This window comes from Sorangium sp. So ce131 (assembly GCF_051519095.1).
Classification (GTDB): Bacteria; Myxococcota_A; Polyangia; order Polyangiales; family Polyangiaceae; genus Sorangium.
This window is the reverse complement of the sequence record NZ_CP150455.1, coordinates 731,551-750,245: the sequence shown is the minus strand read 5'-3', so window position 1 is coordinate 750,245 and position 18,695 is coordinate 731,551. Positions and strand designations below refer to the sequence as shown.

Genomic DNA, 18,695 nt, shown 5'->3' with positions numbered 1-18,695 from the left:
GCAAGGCAGGTGCCACCGCGATGACCGCGTCCATGGCGGGAAAAACGCGCCATGGCGCGGGCGGAGACACGCGGGCGCGTGTCAAATCGACAGCAGGCCGCCGGGCGTCGTCAGAGTGGCGCGCGGGCCTCTCGGCCGCGGCGCGCCGCGCGGACGGCGCCCGGGCGCAGGCGTTCAGCGGCGCGGGGCACGTGCGGCGAGACCGCGCAGCGACGGTACCTGGAAGGCCTTGCCGGTGCCCACGTCGACCGTCCGGCCGTTCGTGAGCCGCTCGCCCGAATGGCACGAGCGCAGCCCACGGGGCCGTGGGTCCCGCGGTTCGCGATTCCATGGTGGAGCCCGGCAGAACGGGCGTGCGATGCTCCGCGCATGGCAAACATCGCGGTTCTCGGATCGGGCGTTGTCGGAGAGACGTTAGCGGGCGGGTTCCTCAAGCACGGGCACAGCGTGATGAGGGGTACCCGCGACCCGTCCAAGCTCGCGGGCTGGAAGGACGGCGCCGGGCCGAAGGCGAGCGTCGGGACGTTCGCGGAGGCGGCGAAGTTCGGCGAGATCGTCGTGCTCGCCGTGAAGGGGACCGCGGCGGAGGAGGCGGTCGACCTCGCGGGCCCCCAGGCCCTCTCGGGCAAGACGGTCATCGACGCGACCAACCCCATCGCGGACGAGCCCCCGGTCAACGGGGTGCTCAAGTTCTTCACGGGCCCGAACGACTCGCTGCTCGAGCGGCTCGCGCGGCGCGCGCCGGGCGCCCACTTCGTCAAGGCGTTCTCGTCGGTCGGGAGCGTGTGGATGGTCAATCCGGACTTCGGCGGCGTCCGCCCGACGATGTTCATCTGCGGCGACGACGCCGGCGCGAAGAAGCAAGTGGAGGGCATCCTCGACGCCTTCGGGTGGGAGACCGCGGACATGGGGGGCGTGGAGGCCGCGCGCGCGATCGAGCCGCTCTGCATCCTCTGGTGCATCCCCGGGCTCTTGAACAACCAGTGGACACACGCGTTCAAGCTCCTGAAGAAATAGGCCAGGACAGGGCGCGAGCCGGGCGCCCCCGCGCCCGGCCGAACCCGCGTATCTTCTCGAATCTACAGATTAAATCGCCAGCGGGTCGGTCCCCGCGGCCAGCGCGGCGATCAGGCCGGGGACCAGCTCGGCGAGCTCGCTCGCGAGCAGCCCCCGGTCGCTGCCGGTGTGGGCGCGCCACACGTCCCCGGCGAGCGCGTGGATCAGGACGCCCGCGCTCGCGGCGGCGGGCGGATCCATCGAGCAGAGGAGGGCCGCGATCATCCCGGCGAGCACGTCGCCCGCGCCGGCGGTGGCGAGCGCGGGGTTGCCCGCCATGCAGATGAACATGCGGCCGTCCGGCAGCGCGATCACGGTGCGCGCGCCCTTCAGCACCACGATGGCCCGGGTCAGCGCCACGGCCTCGCGCACGGCGCCGAAGCGGTCCTCCTCGACGGCCCGGGCGCTCCGGCCTAGGAGCCGGCCGAGCTCGCCGGAGTGCGGCGTCAGGACGAGGCTCCCGCGCGCCGTCGCGAGCGCCTCGGGGCGGCCGACGAAATGCGTGAGGGCGTCCGCGTCGACGACCTTCAGGCCGTCCCAGCCGAGGACGACGTGATCCACCGCGGCGCGCGCCTTGTCGTCGAGGCCGAGGCCGGGGCCGATCGCGACCGCCCGGCGGCCGGCGAGCGCGCCGTCGAGCGAGGCCTCGACGCGCGCCGGATCGATCGCGGTCGTCATCAGCTCCACGACGCGCGACTCCATCGCGGGCGCGGCGTCGGCCCACGTGCAGATGGTCACGAGGCCCGCGCCGGAGCGCATCGCGGCGCGCGCCGTCAGCAGCGCGGCGCCGAGCTTGCCGGAGGAGCCGGCGACCACGAGCACGTTGCCCGCCTGGTGCTTGTAGACGCTCGGCTCGCGCGGCCGCAGGAACGAGCCGATCGTCTCCTTCCGGAGGACCTCGGCCACGTGGCCCACGTGGGCGAGGATCGGGCGGTCCGGGACGCCGAGGTCGACGACGTGGACGTTGCCCGCGAGCCGCGCCCCCTCGGGCGTGAGCAGGCCGATCTTGAGGTGGCCGAACGTGACGGTCTCGTCCGCCTGCACCGCGGCGCCGAGCGGCGCGCCGCTGTCCGCGTCGAGGCCCGAGGGCACGTCGAGCGCGATGCAGAGGCAGGTCGAGGCGTTGAGGACGCCGATGACGTCGGCGAGGTGGCCCTCGATCGGGCGGTCGAGGCCCGTGCCGAAGAGCGCGTCGACGACGAGGTCGGCCTCGGCGAGCGCGGCCTCGAGCGGGGCGAGCGGCGCGCCCGGCGGGAGCTCGCGGAGCGCGCCGCCGAGATCGATGTACGCGTCGTGGTTGATGCGGCTGTCGCCGGTGACCTTCTCGGAGGGGGCCGCCAGGAACACCTCGACCTCGGCGCCGCGGGCGAGGAGGTGGCGCGCGACGACGAAGCCGTCGCCGCCGTTGTTGCCGGCGCCCGCGACCACGACGACGCGGGCGTTCAGCGGGTAGGTCGCGGGCTGCCCCGGGCTCGGGACGTGCCGCACCGGGAACGAGCGGGCCCGCGCGGCCCGCGCGTCCTCGGCGCTGCGGCGGCCGTTCGGCGGCGACGGGATGCTCCCGGAGCGGAGGCCTCCCCCCGAGGGCAACGTCGCGGGCCAGAGCGCGCGCGCGGGCGCCTGGCCAGGCGCAGGCGGGGGCAGCGCCGGCCGCGCGGCGTGGCCGGGGCTCGCGGCCGCGCCGGGCTGCCCGGCGGTGCGCGCCTCGATGATCGCCGAGATGACGTCGGCGGCGCCGCGGCCCGCGTTCTCCATGAGGACCACGCCGGGCACGTGGCACTGATGAATCGCGTGCTTGTCGTAGGCGCGCATCTGCGCGCGCGAGAGGACCGGAATCACGAGCGCTCTTTCCCTTCGTCGTCCAGGGTGGTTCGGCCTTCGCCGCCCGCTTCTTCAATCACCAGGGATCGGCTCTCGCCGTCCCCTTCATCCTTCATCGGGGATCGGCTCTCGCCGTCCTCTTCATCCTTCATCGGGGATCGGCTCTCGCCGTCCTCTTCATCCTTCATCGGGGATCGGCTCTCGCCGTCCTCTTCATCCTTCATCGGGGATCGGCTCTCGCCGTCCTCTTCATCCTTCATCGGGGATCGGCTCTCGCCGTCCCCTTCCAGGATCGCCACGGCCGCCGCCACGCCGGCGTCATGGGTGATCGACAGGTGCACCCGCTTGACGCCCATGCGCTCCGCCAGGGCGCGCGCCGGGCCGTGGAGCGCCATCGTCGGCGGCGTGCGCGGGGCGCCGCGCACCTCCAGGTGATGCCAGCTCACCCCCGGCGCCCCGGCGAGCGCCTTCACGACCGCCTCCTTCGCCGCGAAGCGGCCCGCCAGCGCCGTCGCCCGGTCCACGCGGTGCGCGAGCGAGCGGCGCTCGGGCTCGGACAACACCCGCTCCCAGAACCGGTCCCCCCAGCGCGCGAGCGCCTCCTCCATGCGCACGATGCCGCAGACGTCGATGCCGATGCCGAGGATCATGCGCCCACCTCGGCCGATCCGCGGCGCCGGGCGGCGGACGGCGGCCCGAGGGCGCCCTCGCGGCCAGCGCCCGCGGCGGTAGGAGCGCCCGCGGCGGTAGGAGCGCGCGCGGCGGCGGCAGCGCCCGCGGCGGTGCGGTCGACGGGACCAGGGCACGGGGAGGAGGCCATGGGGCGACTCTACCCTCGCCCTGCGCCCGGCGTGATACCTTCGCGCTCCGCAGCGCGTTTCGCGCTCGAGGGGACGGACGATGGCGGCGGAGAAGATCGAGTGCGCTAGCCGTATCGAAGGGGTCGTCGTCTACGCGCGCGGGGCGGTCGTCACCCGCCGCGTCGAGCTCGCGGCGCCGCTCCCCCGAGGGGCGGTCGAGCTCTCCGTGCCCGGCGTCACCCTGCTCGCCGAGCCGGGGAGCTTCCGCGCGCTCGTGACCGCCGCGGATGGCCCGCCGGACGCGGCCGGCGCCGCGCGCGACGTGCTCGGCGTGCGGGCGCGGCTCGTCGTACCCCCGGCGCCCGCCTCGAAGAGCTCGCTCCCGGCCGAGCTCCGCGCGCGCGAGCTCGCCATCGAGCGGCTCTCCGCCGAGCAGACCCACCTCCGCCTGTGGCGCGACCACCTCGGGGCCGTCTCGCTCGATCCGGCGCTCGCGCGGCGCTTCCGGCCGGGCGACCCGGCGACCCGCATCCGGGACGCGCTCGCGGTGAGCGGGCTGCTCTCGGGCGAGCTCGCCGCGCTCGACGCCCGCGTCGCCGCGCTCGACGCGGCGCTCGAGCGCGCGCGCAGGGAGCTGGAAGCCGCGCGGCTCGACGCCGCCCAGGCCACGAGCGCCGAGGTCGAGGAGAAGGCGCCGCCGCGCCTCGAGGTGGTCGTGCGGCTCGCGCCGGCGCGAGGCGACGCGGCCCCCGAGCCGGCGCTCCGGATCGAGTACGCCGTGCTCGCCGCGCGGTGGTGGCCCGCCTACGCGGCGCGGTTCTCGCGCGGCGCGACCCAGGTCGCCCTCCAGCTCGACGCGTTCGTCGCGCAGGCCTCGGGCGAGGACTGGAAGGACGTGCGCCTCGCGCTCTCCACCGCCGACCTCGTGCAGGACACGCGGCTCCCGGAGCTCGCCTCGCTGCGCCTCAGCCGCGCGCAGCGGCCCGCGCGCCGCGGCTACCGCCCCGCGCCGGAGGGGCTCGACGCCATGTTCACCGGGTTCGATCACTTCGTCGCCGCGCTGCCCGGGCCCGCCGCGCAGGGCACGGCGGCGCTCGCGCCCGCCCGCGGCGCCAGCGACAGGCATCGGCTCCCGGAGCGAAGCGCACACGCCGAGGCGGCCCTGAGGGACACGGGCGCGCCGCCGCCCGTCGCCCCGCCGCCGCCGGCCCCGCAGGCGCCCGGCATGGCCCCGCCGCTGGGCGCATCGGCGATGGTCGCCGCCATGCCGCCCCCCGCCCCGGCGCGCAAGTCGATCGGGCTGCCGCTCCCGTCGTTCGGCGGAGGCAGCGTGCCGGCGCCCGCGCCCATGGCGGCTCCGAGGGGCGCGCCGCTCGCGGCCAAACCCGCCGCTCCAGCCGCCTTGTCGCGGAGCCTCCAGTCCGCGAGCGGCATGGCCGAGGAAGAGCTCGGCTACGCCGAGGACGGCCTCGCCGAGGCGCCGGCGCCGCTCGAGCCCACCGAGGCGTGGCTCGACTTCGACGCGCTGCACCTGCCCAAATCGGGCCCGCAGCGCGGCCGCCTCGCCCGCGAGGGATCCGGGCAGGCGAGGCGCGCGGCCGACCACGCGCAGGCCGCCGTCGACGAGCTCGAGGGCCCTCCCCGCGCCGTGGATCCGCGCGCATCGCGCGGGCAGTTCGACCACCTCTACGCGGGCGAGAGCGCCGCGGACGTGCCGTCGAACGGCCGCCTCCACCGCGTCGCGCTGATCGCCGCGAGCGCGCCGTCGAGGCCGCGCTTCGTGGCCGTGCCGCGCGAGGCCGCGGAGGTCTACCGCGAGGGGCGCGTCGAGAACCCGTTCGGCGTCCCCCTGCTCGCGGGGCCGGTCGAGGTGTTCGTGGACGGCGCGCTCGCCGCGCAGTCGGCGATCGGGCACGTCGACCGGGGCGGCGTCCTGCGCGTCGGGCTCGGCGTCGAGGAGCGGATCCGGGTCGCCAGGAACGCGCGCGTGGACGAGTCGAGCGCCGGCCTGCTCGGCGGCTCGCTCGCCGTCGAGCACGCGGTCGCCGTCGACCTGTCCTCGTCGCTCGGCATGAACGTCGAGGTCGAGGTCATCGACCGCGTCCCGGTCACGGACGACAAGGACGTCGAGATCAAGCTGCTCGCATCGCAGCCGAGGGCCGAGCCGTACACCCAGGAGGACATCGGCGAGCCGGTGCGCGGCGGGCTGCGCTGGCGCGTCCCGATCGCGGCCGGCGGCAAGGCCTCCGTCGCCTTCACCTACCGCCTGGTGTTCGCCTCCAAGAACGAGATCGTCGGCGGTAACCGCCGGGAATAACAGGGGAAACGAGCGCGCCATGGGCATGGATGCGGACGGTCCGAGCGGATCCGAGCGGAGCACCAGCGAAGGGGGCGACGGCGAGCGCGCCGCCCCGGCAGGCCACCCGAGCGCGGCGCGCGTCGTGACGCTGTTCGAGGATCGCGCCGAGGTGGTGCGCGTCGCGCGCGTCGAGGTCGGCGCCGGGGCGCAGTGGGTGGCGATCGGCGGCGTGTCGGTGTTCGTCGACGAGCGCACCGTCCAGGCGCGCGCCGTCGTGGCGGACGGCGCGGCGGACGGCGCGGGCGCGGTCCGGGTGACGGCGGCGCGCGTGCGGTGGAGGGCGCACCGGGAGGCGGCGCTCGGCCGCGAGGAGATCGACGCGCTCGAGCGCGAGCAGCGCGAGGCGTCCCAGCGGGCCGCCGCCGCCGAGCTCGCGCGGGATCGGGCGGCGCGCCGCGAGGCGCACCTCGACCAGCTGCTCGCGAAGTGGGCGCAGGCGCTCGGCGCGGTCCCGAAGGACGCCGGCGAGCCCGAGCGGCTCGCCTCGTGGCGCGCCGGATACGAGGCGCTCGACGCCGGGCTCGCCGAGGCGCTCGGCGCGTCGGCCGACGCGCGCGAGGCGCGGGCGCACGCCGAGGACGACGCCCGGCGCGCCGCGGCGCGCCTGCGCGAGGGGTCGCGCGAGCGGCCGCGCTTCGAGGCGGTGATCGAGGTGGAGGTGCACGCGCCCGCGCCGCAGCCGGTCGAGATCGAGCTGACCTACCGCGTCGCGTGCGCGGTCTGGCGCCCCGAGCACCTGGCGCGGCTCGCGGCGGGCGGCGCGCGCGGGACCGACGCGCAGGCCGACGCGCAGGGCGATCGCGGCGCGGTCGAGCTCACCACCTGGGCGGCGGCGTGGCAGGCGACGGGCGAGGTGTGGGAGAACGTGACCGCGCGCTTCTCGACGGCGCGCCCGTCGCGGAGCGCCGAGGCGCCGATCCTCGCGGACGACGTCCTCCAGGTGCGGCGCAAGACGGAGCTCGAGCGCCGCCGCGTGGTGGTCGAGGCGCGCGACCAGGCGATCGCGGCGGCGGGGCTCGAACGCGGGGCGCGGGCCGTCGATGAGATGCCGGGCGTGGACGACGGGGGCGAGCCGCTGACCTTCGAGGCGACCGAGCCGGTGACGCTCCCCTCCGACGGCCGCCCGCTCCGCATCGAGATCGCGCGGCGCTCGCTCACGGCCGAGCTCGCGCTCGTGCTGTACCCCGAGGCGCACCCCGCCGCGCACGTGCGCGCGACCGTGACGCTCGACGGCGGCGGCGCCGGATCCAGGCCGCACCCGCTGCTCGCGGGCCCGGTGCGGGTGGCGCGCGGCGGCAGCCTGATCGGCCGCGCCCGGCTCGATTTCGTGGGCGCCGGGGAGCCGTTCGAGCTCGGCTTCGGCGTGGACGACGCCGTGCGCGTGCGCCGCAACGTCGACGAGGAGCACGACACCTCGGCGATCACGGGCAGCCGCAGGATCCGGCGGAAGGTGAAGCTCTCCCTCTCCAACCTGTCCAGCGACACGAAGCGGGTGCTCGTCACCGAGCGGATCCCCGTGAGCGAGGTGGCCGAGGTGGAGATCGCGCTCGGCGAGGCCCCCGGCTGGACGCTCGACGAGAAGGACGGCTTCCTCCGCGGCCAGGTCGAGCTGCCGCCGAAGGCCGTGAAGACGATGTCGTTCAGTTATGATATCCGCGCGTCGGCGAGCGTGGTGTTGCCGTTCTGAGCGAGCCCGCCGCCGCGGCGCGACGCGCGAGGAGCGCCGGTGACCGCGCGCGCGACGCTCCTCTATCTTATGGATTTTTCATCAGATTCAGGCGTGGAGAGCGCGGCCGACCGCCGGGCGGCGCGCTGCGAGCGCCGCCCGCCGCCGACGCGCCTCCAGGCGAGGCGCCTCGCCTCCGCCGCGCTCGCCGCGGCAACACTGCTCGGGGCAGCGGCGGCGGGCGCCGAGCAGCCCGCGGCGCCGCGCGGCGGGGCGGCCGAGGCGGGGTCGGCGCGCGGCGCTGGGAAGGCCGGCGCGCTACGGCCAGCGGCAGCGGCGCCGACCCTCGCGGCCGCGCCGACCGCGGCCGGCCCGCGGCGCCCGCCGCCCGCGCGCCAGGTCGCGTGGGATCCGCGCTGGCCGCGCTTCCGCGTGGGCGAGTACGTGGCCACGGGCGTCGTGGCCGCGACCGCCTTCGCCACGCTCGCCATCCCGCCGGTCGAGGGCCGGTGGACGGGCGTCAGCGGCTTCGACCGCTCGGCGCGCGAGGTCATGCGGATCGGGAGCGATCGCAACCGCGAGTTCGCGCGGGACGCGAGCGACCTGCTGCTCGTGCTGACGACGAACCACCTCGCCGTGGACGCCCTGCTCGTGGCCTGGTGGGGGCACGGGCGCGGCAGCGTCGCGTGGCAGCTCGCGATGATCGACATCGAGACGCTCGCGCTCAACGCGGCCGTGAACGGCGTCGTCGCGGGGTTCGCGAGCCGCGAGCGCCCCTACCGCGCCCAGTGCGGCGGGCCGGAGGAGCTGCAGGACAGGGACTGCCGCGGGAGCAAGCGGTACCGGAGCTTCTACAGCGGCCACAGCTCGACCGCGTTCACGGCGGCGGGCCTCACGTGCTCGCACCACGCGCGCCTGCCGCTCTACGGCGGCGGCGCGGCCGACGCGCTCGCGTGCGGCGCGTCGCTCGCGACGGCGGCCGCCGTCGCGACGCTGCGGGTCGTCTCGGACCAGCACTTCGCGACCGACGCGCTCACCGGCGCGGCGCTCGGCACGCTCACGGGCTTCGGCGTCCCGTGGCTCCTGCACTACCGCGGCGGCGCCCGCGCCGTCGACGCCGGCGCGCCGCGCGGGGACGGCGTCTCGATCCGCTTCGTGCCCGCGCCGCTCGGCGGGTACCTCGTGGGCAGGTTCTAGCGATGGCGCGCCGCACACCTCCTGCCGCCGCCACGCTCGCCGCGCTCACCGCGCTCGCCCTGGCCGCCGTCCGGGCCGGCGCCCAGGACGTGGCCGACCTGCCGCCGTCCATCAGCGCTCCGCCCCCGAGCACGCCAGGGATCGACCTCCTGGAGAAGCGCTCGTACTGGGCGCGGAGCGCGGGCGCGCGCCCGTTCGTCTCCGCGGTCCTGGAGCTCGGCGTCATCTATTACCGGCCGACCCTCGCGATCGGCGTGGGCCGGCCGCACTGGTCGTGGGTCGGGGTCGAGGGGTACGCGAGCATCACGCCCGACGGCGGCGCGGAGTACGTGGGCCTGCGCGCGGCGCTGCCCAGCGTGGAGCTCCGCGCCGGCGCGCGCTACGTGTTCTCGACGAGCCAGTACTTCCTCGAGCCGCAGGCGTCGTACACGCGCCGGGACACCGAGCTCATGCTGGGCCCCAAGTCGCGTTATGTCGCCGGGGAGGTCGAGATCTCGGGATCGACTCCGCTGCTCGGAGGCAGCCTGTTCGGCGTCGCGACCGGCTACGCGGTGCTGGGGACGCCGCAGGGCTTCCACCTCTACGAGGAGGCGCTCCACGCGGTGATGGAGCCGCCGTTCCTCTACCGGGCCCGGATCGGCTTCCTGGGGGAGATGGACGAGTACGGCGAGCTCCGGCTCGGCGCCGCCGCGGAGGTGATCGGCAACCCCGGCCGCGGCAGCGCCGTCGTGCGCATCGGCCCGATGCTGGCGATCTCGCTGACACACCACCTCGATGCGGTGGGGACGGTCATGGTGGTGGCCGCGACGCCGGACCGGCTGGGCCTGCTGGGCGCGGATCTCGGCCAGCTCGGCCTGCGGTACCGGTGGGCGACCGGCGACCGATGGCCGGAGTTCCCGTGAGCATGCGCCGGGCGCGGGGCGTGGTAAGCGTGCCCTGATGATGACCAACAAGCTGATTTCCCTGACCCTCCTCGCCGCGGCGCTCGCCGCGTGCACACAGCCCGGCGACGCCGGCGCGCCGGCCGCGCCGGCCGCGCCCGCGGTCACCCCCGGCGCCGCGGCGCAGCAGCCCGCGAAGGCGGACGCCGCCAAGGCGGACGCCAAGGCCGCGCCGTCGGCTCAGGCGAAGATCGGGCAGCCCGCGCCGGACTTCTCGCTGCCGGACATCGACGGCAAGGTCGTCAAGCTCTCCGATTACCGGGGGAAGACGGTGGTGCTCGAGTGGTTCAACCCCGGTTGCCCCTTCGTGCAGCTCTCGCACCGCAAGGGCGGCCTGAAGGATGTGCCGGCGCAGCAGACGTCGAACGGCGTCGTGTGGCTCGCCATCAACTCGGGCGCTCCGGGCAAGCAGGGCACGACCAAGGAAGAGAACACGAAGGCGAAGGCCGAGTTCGGGATGAGTTATCCGCTGCTCTTCGACGAGAAGGGCGACGTCGGCCGCGCGTACGGCGCGCAGCGCACGCCGCACATGGTCGTCATCGATCCGAAGGGCACGCTCGTCTACGCGGGCGCGATCGACAGCACCAAGGGCGGCGAGCCCGAGCCGGACGAGAAGGTCACGAACTACGTCGACGCGGCGCTCGCCGAGCTCGCCGCCGGCAAGCCCGTCTCGACGCCCGAGACCGAGGCGTTCGGCTGCACCGTCAAGTACTGAGCGCGCGACCAACGCGGCCAACGCGGCCAACGTGACACACGCGCCGCAGAACAGCCCATGTCAGCCGCCATACCCGCGGCCGGCGCGTCGGGGGAGTTGACACGGCCGTAACGGCCGGTCTACCGTTGTGCGCGAGTCTTTTAAGATTGCCAGTGGCTCATGCGCTGAGCACACGGCCGGAGCCCGGGCGAGGCTGCCGGCTGGCAAGCAGCCCAGGCAGTTCGAGATGATGACGACTCGGGATCACGCGCTGGGAGCTTCCAAGGCAGGCAGGTGCTGATGCGAAGCCGCGCCGCGACGCGCTCGTTCCTCCGGCCGCCGGCCGAGCTCCGCGCGGTCGCGAGGCGCCCCAGGGCGGGAGTCAGGGCCCCTGCGCCCGAGGGGCGCCGCCTTCGATGTTGAGAAGGGCCTGAATCATGGACCGGACGGGAAGAGCGGGCCCTGAGGGCGCGCCCGCCGCGCCGCCGGCGGACCTGGACCACACGTCCAGCGCCGCGCGGAGCGGGCCTCGCTCCGTTCCCCCGGGCGGCTCGGATCCCCCGGGCGACTCGGGCGCGTCCCAAGACACGGTGTTCGTCTGCGTCGATCCGCCGCCCTCGCCCGCGCCGCTCCGGTTCCCCATCCGCGACTGGGACCGGTACGAGTGCCTGTCGCTCATCGGCAGGGGGGGAATGGGCGCGGTCTACAAGGCCAGGGACCCGCGCCTCCAGCGGTACGTCGCCCTCAAGCTGATCCGGGACAACGATCCGGAGCTCGTCCAGCGCCTCATCTGGGAAGCCCAGGCCCAGGCCCGGGTCGAGCACCCGAACGTCTGCAAGGTGTACGAGGTCGGCGAGGCGCAGGGCCAGCCGTTCATCGCCATGCAGTACGTGGACGGCCAGCCGCTCCACCACGTCGCGCGGAAGATGACGCTCGAGCAGCGGGTGAAGGTCATGGCCGACGTGGCGGACGGCCTGCACGCCGCCCACCGGCTCGGGCTCATCCACCGCGACATCAAGCCGGCGAACATCCTCGTCGAGCGCACGGCCGACGGCGCCTTCCGCCCCTACCTCGTCGACTTCGGCCTCGCGCGGGAGATCGCGGCCGACGGCAGGCCGAGCCTCACCGAGGAGGGGACGCCGGCCTACATGGCGCCCGAGCAGGTGTCCGGGGGCCCGCGGCAGCTCGACCGCCGCACCGACGTCTACGGCCTGGGCTCGACGCTCTACGAGGTGCTCGCCGGGCGCCCGCCGTTCGTCGATGCGTGCCTGACGAGCCTCGTCTGGCGCGTGGCGAACGAGCTCCCCGCGCCGCTGCGCCAGCTCGACAAGGAGATCCCGGTCGACCTCGAGACCATCGTGATGAAGTGCCTCGAGAAGGCGCCGCAACGGCGGTACGACTCCGCGAAGCGGCTCGCGCTCGACCTCGGGCGTTACCTCGAGGGCGAGCCCATCGAGGCGCGGCCGCCGAGCCTCGGGTACCTCGCCCTGAAGCTCGCGCAGAAGCACAAGCTCGCGGTCGCCGCGGGGGCCGCGGCGCTCGTGGTGCTCTCGTTCGTCGGCGCGGTCGCCGTCCGCGAGCGGCTCGCCGCCGCCCGCCAGGCCGAGCTCTCGGCCCAGGTCGCCTCCCTGGCCCAGGGCTTCGGGCAGGACGTCAAGGAGATGGAGCTGTTCATGCGCTACGCGTACGCGCTCCCCCTCCACGAGGTGGCGCGGGAGAAGGACGTCATCCGCGCGCGCATGGCCGAGATCGAGCGGAAGATGCAGGCCATGCGCGGGGACGCGGGCGACCTCGTGGCCGGCCCCGGCAACTACGCGCTCGGGCGCGGGCACCTCGCGCTGCACGAGCCCGAGGAGGCGCTCGCGCGGCTCGAGGCGGCGCTCGGCAGCGGGTACGCCGCCGAGGAGGCGAAGTTCGCGGCGGGGCTCGCGCACGGCATGCTCTACCGCAAGCGGCTCGACGGCGCGCGGCGCCGCAGCGGCAAGGTGGAGCGCTCCGCGCGCCAGACCGAGCTCCAGGAGCGGCACAAGGAGCGGGCGATCCAGTACCTGCGGGAGAGCGCGCGCAAGGTCGCGGAGCCGTCGGCCTACACCGCGGCGCTCATCGCGCTCTACGAGGAGCGGTTCGACGAGGCGCTCGACGACGCGCGGCGGGCGTTCGCGCGCGCGCCCTGGGACTACGAGGCGAAGGAGCTCGAGGGCGACATCCTGTTCGCCAAGGGGGCGGCGGCGCGCGACCGGGGCGAGCGCGCCGAGGCGCTCGCCGGGTTCCAGAGCGCCATCGCGTCGTACGAGGTCGCGGCGCAGATGGCCGAGAGCGATCCCGACCTGCACGAGGCGACCGCGGGCGCCTACATCGAGATCCTGCGGATCGAGGCGCACCTCGGCGAGGAGCTGGACCGGACCTTCGCGAGGCTCATCGAGAGCTGCGACCGGGCGATCCGCGCCGAGCCGCGCGCGAGCGGCGCGCACGTGAAGAAGGCCCGGGCCTACGTGGTCCGGGCGAAGCGGGACCTGTCGCGGGGCTCGGACCCGAGGCCGGACCTCCACCAGGCGATCGCGGCCGGCGAGCAGGCGATCCGGTGGGACCCGAAGGACGCGACCGCGTACGGCGCGGTCGGGGCGGGCTTCTTCCTGATCGCGTCCTACGAGGGCGCGGAGGGGCGCGACACGAGGCCCTCGCTCGAGCGCGCGGTCGAGAACATGCAGCGGTCGATCGCGCTCGACCCGAGCTCCTCCTGGGCGTGGAACGACGCGGGCATCGCGTACGGGATGATGGCCGAGTACAGCGCGTCCCACGGCGCAGATCCCCTGCGGCTGTTCGAGCTCAGCGCGTCGCACCTCGAGCGGGCGATCGAAATCGACCCGGACGAGGCCCCGCCGCGCGTGAACCAGGGCTGGTTCTACGCGCAGCGGGCCCAGTACGAGCTCGACCACGGGATGCCGCCCGAGGAGTCGCTCGAGCTGGCCAAGGACAGCCTCGAGGCGTCGATCCGGCTGCTCCCGGACAACCTCCCGTCGTACAGCAACCTGGGCCTCGCGTACCTGATCGAGGCCCGGCACGAGCGGCTCACCGGGGCGAGCCCGGAGGTCTCGCTGGCGCGGGCGCTCGACAGCTACGGCGCGGCCACGCACCTCGATCCGGAGGACATCGAGGCGCAGCAGGGGGCGGGCCTCGCGCTCACGGAGGCGGCGCACGCGGCGCTCGATCGCGGCGAGGATCCGACCTCCGCGATCGAGGCGGCGAGGGGCGCGTTCGAGCCGCTCGTGGCCGCGAAGCCGCGCAACGCGGAGGCGCACCTCGCGCTCGGGAGGCTCCACCTCCTGTCCGCGCGGTGGGCGGCGTCCCACGGGAGGAGCCCGGCGGCGCCGCTCGACGCGGCGGAGCGGTCGCTGCTCCGCGCGCTCGAGTCGATCGCGTCGAACGGCGGGGACGCGCGGATCTTCGGCGCGCTGGCCGAGGTCTATCGCCGGCGCGCGGCCTCGGCCGGGCAGGGTCCCGAGGGCACGCGCGCGGAGATCGCGGCGGGGCTCGCGATGATCGACCGCGCGATCGGCATCGATCCGGGCCTGCCCGCGGCGATCGCCGAGCAGGGGGCGCTGCTCCTCGTGGAGGCCAGGGCGGAGAGCGACCCGGCGCTGCGCCTCGATCGGGCGCGCCTCGCCGGGACCCGGATCGAGCTGGCGATCGAGGGCAACCCGCTGCTCGCGCGCGACTACGCGCCGCTGCGCGACGAGGCGCGCGCGCTGCTCGAGGCCGACGGGGATCGCCTGTAGCGTGCGCTCCGCGGCGGCAGGCTCTGTTTGACGAGCGTCGCGAGCGGCCCGAGCCTATCGATCCCGGCGCCGCGGTCGCGTTAGCCGGGACATCGCCTCGTCGTGGGCCCACTTGACGCGCATGAACTCGGCGGCGTCGCCGCCCCGATCGGGGTGGGTGGCGAGCGCGAGCCGGCGGAACGCCCGGCGGACCTCGGCGGCGCCGGCGGCGTCAGGCAGGCCGAGCACCGCGAACGGCGACACGCCGCGCGCGGACGAGGGCCGCGCGGGGGCGCCGCGCGCGCGGCCCTCGCCGGCGCGCTCGGCGGGCGGCGGCTCGGGCGGCGGCGGCTCGGGCGCAGGCTCGCGCCGCGCGCGCGGCCTGGGCCAGGGCGGCTCGCCGCGGAGGAGGCGCGCCCAGGCCGTCGCCCAGGCCGGCTCGATCTCGACGAGCGGGCGCCCCGCGGCGCGCTCGGCCTGCGCCCGCGCCTCCTCCGCCGTGCGCGCGCCGCCCTGGCTCGCGTCCGGGGGGCGGAACGGCTCGCGCGCGGGCTCGGCCGTCCACCAGGCGGCCCACAGGAAGCGGCGGCGGCGCGTCGGCGTCACCGCGTAGACGCCGCGGAGCGGGAGCGTCATGGGGCCTTCAGAAGATCTCCGGGCACCACGGGGCGCGCGCGGCGCGGAAGAGGCTGTCCGCGCGCTCCACGGCGCCCTCGGTGAGCGCCTCGACCTGGTCCACGTCGGCGAGGCGCTGGAAGGAGACGCCGCCGAGGTACACCGAGCCGAGCGCCGCGATGTCGAGGCGGAGGTCCGGCGCGTCCATGGTCCGCGCGGCGCGCCGCTCGCCCCCGTGCAGCCGGAACCGGCCGGCGTTCCAGGGACAATCGCGGTCGGTGATCTCGAGCGTGAGCGTCTCGCCGCTGCCATAGGCGCGCGCCGCGAGCGCGGCCTCGACGTCCACGATGCGCACCCACAGCCCGTCGGCCGCCGTGAGGCGCAGGCGCCGCGGCTCGGCGACGAGCAGGCAGAGCGGGTGATCGATCGGCAGCAGGCTCGCCTCGATCCGCTGCGCCAGGTCGATGTCGAAGAGGTACCGCCAGACGAGCCTCGTCCCGAGCGGCGTCGCGCCGATCGCCTCGATCACGCGGACCGAGCCGACCGGGATGTTGGACGGATCCCACGCGTGGTGCAGGCAGTAGAGCGCATACGCCTCGGCGCGCCCGCCGACCTCGATCACCACGCGCTGCAGCGGGCCGCCCCCCTTGCGCATGAAGTCGTTGTCGGCGAGCCGGCGGACCTGCCACCACACCGCCGAGCGCGACAATATCCCGGGGGTGAGCGGGCGGGCGCGCTCCCAGATCGGCGGGAAGGCCTCGAGCGCCTCGGCCTCTCCGAGCAGCCGCGCCCGGCCCTCGGCGCCCGGAGGTCCGCGGAACGCCGCGCGATCCCGCTCGATCGACATCGAGCACGCCTGGGACGCGAGCCCGTACCCGAAGCGGCCGTAGATGGTGCCCTCCGTGGCCCAGAGCGAGGAGATCGGCTGCCCTTGGGCCCGCGCTTCGTCGAGGTGCCGGCGGATGAGCGCCGTGAGGATGCCGCGGCGGCGGTGCGTCGGGTTCACCGCGACCATCGTGAGCCCGGCGACGGGGACGGCCCCGCCGGGCGTGGTCATCGTGAACGAGAACGCGCCGGCGGCCCCGGCGAGCACGTCGCCGTCGTAGGCGCCGAGGCGCCACGTGAACTCCGGGAGGCGCTTCATGCCCTCCAGGCGCTCGGGGTTCAGCGGGGCGCCGAACGCGTTGAGGATGGGCTGGCTTAACTCGGCCTGGTGCTCGGCGGTCAGCTGCCGGAGCTCGATCTGCATGCGCGCCACGATAGCAAAGAGGACCGCTCCGCGCGGGCGGGCTCACCGCCGGGAGCCTGCGCGGGAGGGGGCGCGGCGACGGCTATGCGGTCGCGCCGGCTCACGCGCTCAGCCGCTCCCGCTCCTTCGCCGCCGCGCGCCTGACGCGCGTCTTCAGCCAGGCCTCGATGAGCGGCCACACCGTGAGCGGCGCGTCCCTGCCGACGACGATGTCGAGGTGGCCGCGCGGGAACTCGCGGTAGGTCTTGTCCGACGATCTGCTGAACTCGTACGCCGGCTTCACCGACGCGGGCGGCGCGAGGTCGTCGCGCGTGCCGGCGACGACGAGCAGCGGCAGATCCATCGCCTCGAAGCGCTCTGCGTAGCCGAAGAGGCTGCCCATGTGGTGGCCGCTCTTCCGCGCCGCCGCCGCGTCGAGGAACATGTTCCGGAGCACCGTGATGCTGCCGCTGTCCATCGCGAGCGACATGTGCTGCGTGAGCACCCGGGTCTCCATCGAGCCCGGGACGAACCCCCGGATCGGCAGCGGGAAGATCGGGCTCTCGACGAACGCCCGCACGTACCGGAACGGCTCCCCCCACGCCGAGAGCGCCAGCGCCCCCTGCCCGAGCGGGACCCGCTGGTCGACGGTCAGCATCAGGCGGCCGAGCAGCGAGAGGAGCCGCGAGCCGTGCGTGAACAGGTACGGGCTCCCGAGCGTGATGATCCCGCCCACGGCGCCGCCCATCGTCGGCGCCGTCGCGTAGCTGATGAGTCCCCCGAGCGAGTGGCCGATGAGGTACACGGGCCGCGGGCCCGAGATGCGCCGGACCTCCTCGATCGCCGCGGGCAGGTCCTCGCGCACGAAGTCGGTCACGTGGCCGGGCCGCCGCGCCCCGAGGTGCCGCGACCGCCCGTGCCCCCGGAGGTCCAGGTTGAACACGTCGAAGCCCGCCCGCGCCAGGTAGTTCGAGAAGCTGCGCGACGGGAGGTGCCAGATGTAGCGGTTCTGGCCGTACCCGTGGATCAGGAGCACGCTCGCCACCGTGCTCCGCAGCCGCGCGCTCCGCTTGCGGATCATCGCGAGCGGCACGTCGCGCACCACCGGCTCCCGGTCCACCACCGCGGGGTCCTCGACCCACGACGAGCGCGCCCCCTCACCCCTGCGGCTCGCCGGCGCGGCCTCGGGCGCCGAGCTCCGGACCCGCACCACCACGAGCTCCTTGATGAACCTGTCCCGCTCATCACGGTCGACCGTCTGCTCGACCTGGCACTGATGGAGGATCATCCTTTCCGTCTATTGCGGATCATTGCGCTGTGCGCAACCTCGGCCGGGCTCGCCTAGAGCAGGCGAATAGAGCAGGCGAACCGAGCCGGCGCCGCGTCGCGCCTGGCGGCGAGCCGAGGCGGCTCGGCGCGCCGCCGACGTGCGCGGCCCGCCGCAGAAAAAGCTCCGCCGTGGGCGGTACGCGGGCGTCACACGGCGCTGCGTCTCGTGTACCCTGCCCTGCGACTGGCACCCGGTGAACCCCGGGCGCGCCCATGGAGAGCTGGAGTCCGGCCTCGGCGCGCTCGCTCCGCGGGCGCCCGGAGCCGGTCCTGACCTTATGCATCGCTAGGTGACCTACAATGGACCACAACAAGACGGGTCGGCGGCTGGCGTCCGGGGTGCGTGCCAGGGCCGCAGCGCTCGCGGCGCTGCTCGGGGTGGTGAGCTTCGCGACCGGCGCCCGCGCGCAGTCGGAGGACGGGTTCGACAAGGAGCCGGACGACGCGCTCGCCGCCGACAAGCAGGCGAGCGACGAGCAGGCGCAGGGCGACAAGACGCCGGGCGAGAAGGACGAGAAGGTGGCGCCCGCGCCGGAGGAGGCGGCGGACAACGCGCCGCTCGAGAGGGAGGGCAAGACGTACCGGTTCCTCGGGGCCCGGTTCCGGAACGTCATTGTCCCGAAGTTCATGATCAACTTCTTCGCGGACGGCGGCTCGACGGTGAACGTGTTCACGGCCGGCCCGGAGTTCGTCACGCGCAGGGACGGCCTCGAGATCGATCTCGCGATCTCCTACGCCGACTACTCGATGGATCCGTTCCTCTTCAAGGGGAAGCAGGACGACAACTTCGCCTGGGAGATGGTGTCGAGCGACCTCAAGCTGCTCTATCTCACGGCCGATATCCTCTTCGTCGAGATCCCGCTCGACAAGGAGAAGGGTCGCTTCTCGGTGCAGTTCGGCGCCGGCGTCGGGCTCGGCGTCGTGTTCGGCAACCTCTACCGCGCGCAGGCCTACCCGAACGACCCGTCGAACCTGAGCCCCGACGACGTGGGCGCCTGGAGCAAGTGCTCCGGCCCGAGCGGCGGCTTCTGCGACGCGTCCAACAACCATTTCGGCGACTACGACGAGCCGAGCTGGGTCAACGGGGGCTCGAAGCCGAACGTGTTCCCGTGGATCTCGTTCCCGCAGGTGAGCTTCCGGTACAAGCCGATCAAGCAGCTCCAGACCCGGCTCGACACCGGCTTCTCGATCACGGGCTTCTACTTCGGGCTGTCCGCGGGGTATGGCCTCTGAT

At 75.0% G+C, this 18,695-nt stretch carries 13 protein-coding genes; 8 read left to right on the top strand and 5 right to left on the bottom strand.

Annotated features, from left to right (window positions below; translation table 11 throughout):
- Nucleotides 1-369 precede the first annotated feature (369 nt).
- Nucleotides 370-1,017, top strand: a complete 648-nt coding sequence (locus tag WMF43_RS02760) for an NADPH-dependent F420 reductase (RefSeq protein ID WP_437677343.1) — start codon at nt 370-372, stop codon at nt 1,015-1,017.
- A 69-nt stretch (nt 1,018-1,086) separates the two neighbouring features.
- Here the strand turns inward: WMF43_RS02760 and WMF43_RS02755 are convergent, their stop codons facing one another.
- Together WMF43_RS02755 and acpS are read right to left on the bottom strand one after the other, a co-directional pair.
- Nucleotides 1,087-2,895: an NAD(P)H-hydrate dehydratase gene (locus WMF43_RS02755; RefSeq protein ID WP_437677341.1), complete on the bottom strand. Its 1,809-nt coding sequence runs from the start codon at nt 2,893-2,895 to the stop codon at nt 1,087-1,089.
- Nucleotides 2,892-3,527: a holo-ACP synthase gene (acpS, locus tag WMF43_RS02750; RefSeq protein WP_437677340.1), complete on the bottom strand. Its 636-nt coding sequence runs from the start codon at nt 3,525-3,527 to the stop codon at nt 2,892-2,894. The genes WMF43_RS02755 and acpS overlap by 4 nt, the downstream gene beginning before the upstream one ends.
- Before the next feature lie 250 nt (nt 3,528-3,777).
- Here acpS and WMF43_RS02745 point away from each other — a divergent pair, with 250 nt between their 5' ends.
- From WMF43_RS02745 to WMF43_RS02720, 6 genes are all read left to right on the top strand, one after another.
- Nucleotides 3,778-5,994 carry a DUF4139 domain-containing protein gene (locus WMF43_RS02745; RefSeq protein ID WP_437677338.1) on the top strand — a complete coding sequence of 739 codons (2,217 nt, stop codon included), beginning with the start codon at nt 3,778-3,780 and terminating at the stop codon, nt 5,992-5,994.
- Nucleotides 5,995-6,013: 19 nt separating this feature from the next.
- Nucleotides 6,014-7,723 (top strand): DUF4139 domain-containing protein, encoded by a 1,710-nt coding sequence (locus WMF43_RS02740; RefSeq protein ID WP_437677336.1) that lies wholly within the window; start codon nt 6,014-6,016, stop codon nt 7,721-7,723.
- Nucleotides 7,724-7,816: 93 nt separating this feature from the next.
- The gene (locus tag WMF43_RS02735; protein ID WP_437677334.1) at nt 7,817-8,899 is read left to right on the top strand and encodes a phosphatase PAP2 family protein; all 1,083 of its coding nucleotides are present in this window, start codon (nt 7,817-7,819) and stop codon (nt 8,897-8,899) included.
- A 2-nt stretch (nt 8,900-8,901) separates the two neighbouring features.
- Entirely contained in the window at nt 8,902-9,801 is a 900-nt protein-coding gene (locus tag WMF43_RS02730; protein WP_437677332.1) for a hypothetical protein, read from the top strand.
- 37 nt (nt 9,802-9,838) lie between these two features.
- Nucleotides 9,839-10,555 (top strand): thioredoxin family protein, encoded by a 717-nt coding sequence (locus WMF43_RS02725; RefSeq protein WP_437677330.1) that lies wholly within the window; start codon nt 9,839-9,841, stop codon nt 10,553-10,555.
- A 416-nt stretch (nt 10,556-10,971) separates the two neighbouring features.
- Complete coding sequence (locus WMF43_RS02720; RefSeq protein WP_437677328.1) at nt 10,972-14,310, top strand: protein kinase domain-containing protein; 3,339 nt, start codon at nt 10,972-10,974, stop codon at nt 14,308-14,310.
- A gap of 54 nt (nt 14,311-14,364) precedes the next feature.
- Here the strand turns inward: WMF43_RS02720 and WMF43_RS02715 are convergent, their stop codons facing one another.
- The 3 genes from WMF43_RS02715 to WMF43_RS02705 form a co-directional block, all read right to left on the bottom strand.
- Complete coding sequence (locus tag WMF43_RS02715; protein WP_437677326.1) at nt 14,365-14,925, bottom strand: J domain-containing protein; 561 nt, start codon at nt 14,923-14,925, stop codon at nt 14,365-14,367.
- 7 nt (nt 14,926-14,932) lie between these two features.
- Nucleotides 14,933-16,153, bottom strand: coding sequence for a GNAT family N-acetyltransferase (locus tag WMF43_RS02710; protein WP_437677324.1), 1,221 nt, complete (start codon nt 16,151-16,153; stop codon nt 14,933-14,935).
- A 100-nt stretch (nt 16,154-16,253) separates the two neighbouring features.
- Entirely contained in the window at nt 16,254-17,420 is a 1,167-nt protein-coding gene (locus WMF43_RS02705) for an alpha/beta hydrolase (protein ID WP_437677322.1), read from the bottom strand.
- 341 nt (nt 17,421-17,761) lie between these two features.
- Here WMF43_RS02705 and WMF43_RS02700 point away from each other — a divergent pair, with 341 nt between their 5' ends.
- Nucleotides 17,762-18,694 (top strand): hypothetical protein, encoded by a 933-nt coding sequence (locus WMF43_RS02700; protein WP_437677321.1) that lies wholly within the window; start codon nt 17,762-17,764, stop codon nt 18,692-18,694.
- Nucleotide 18,695 lies beyond the last annotated feature (1 nt).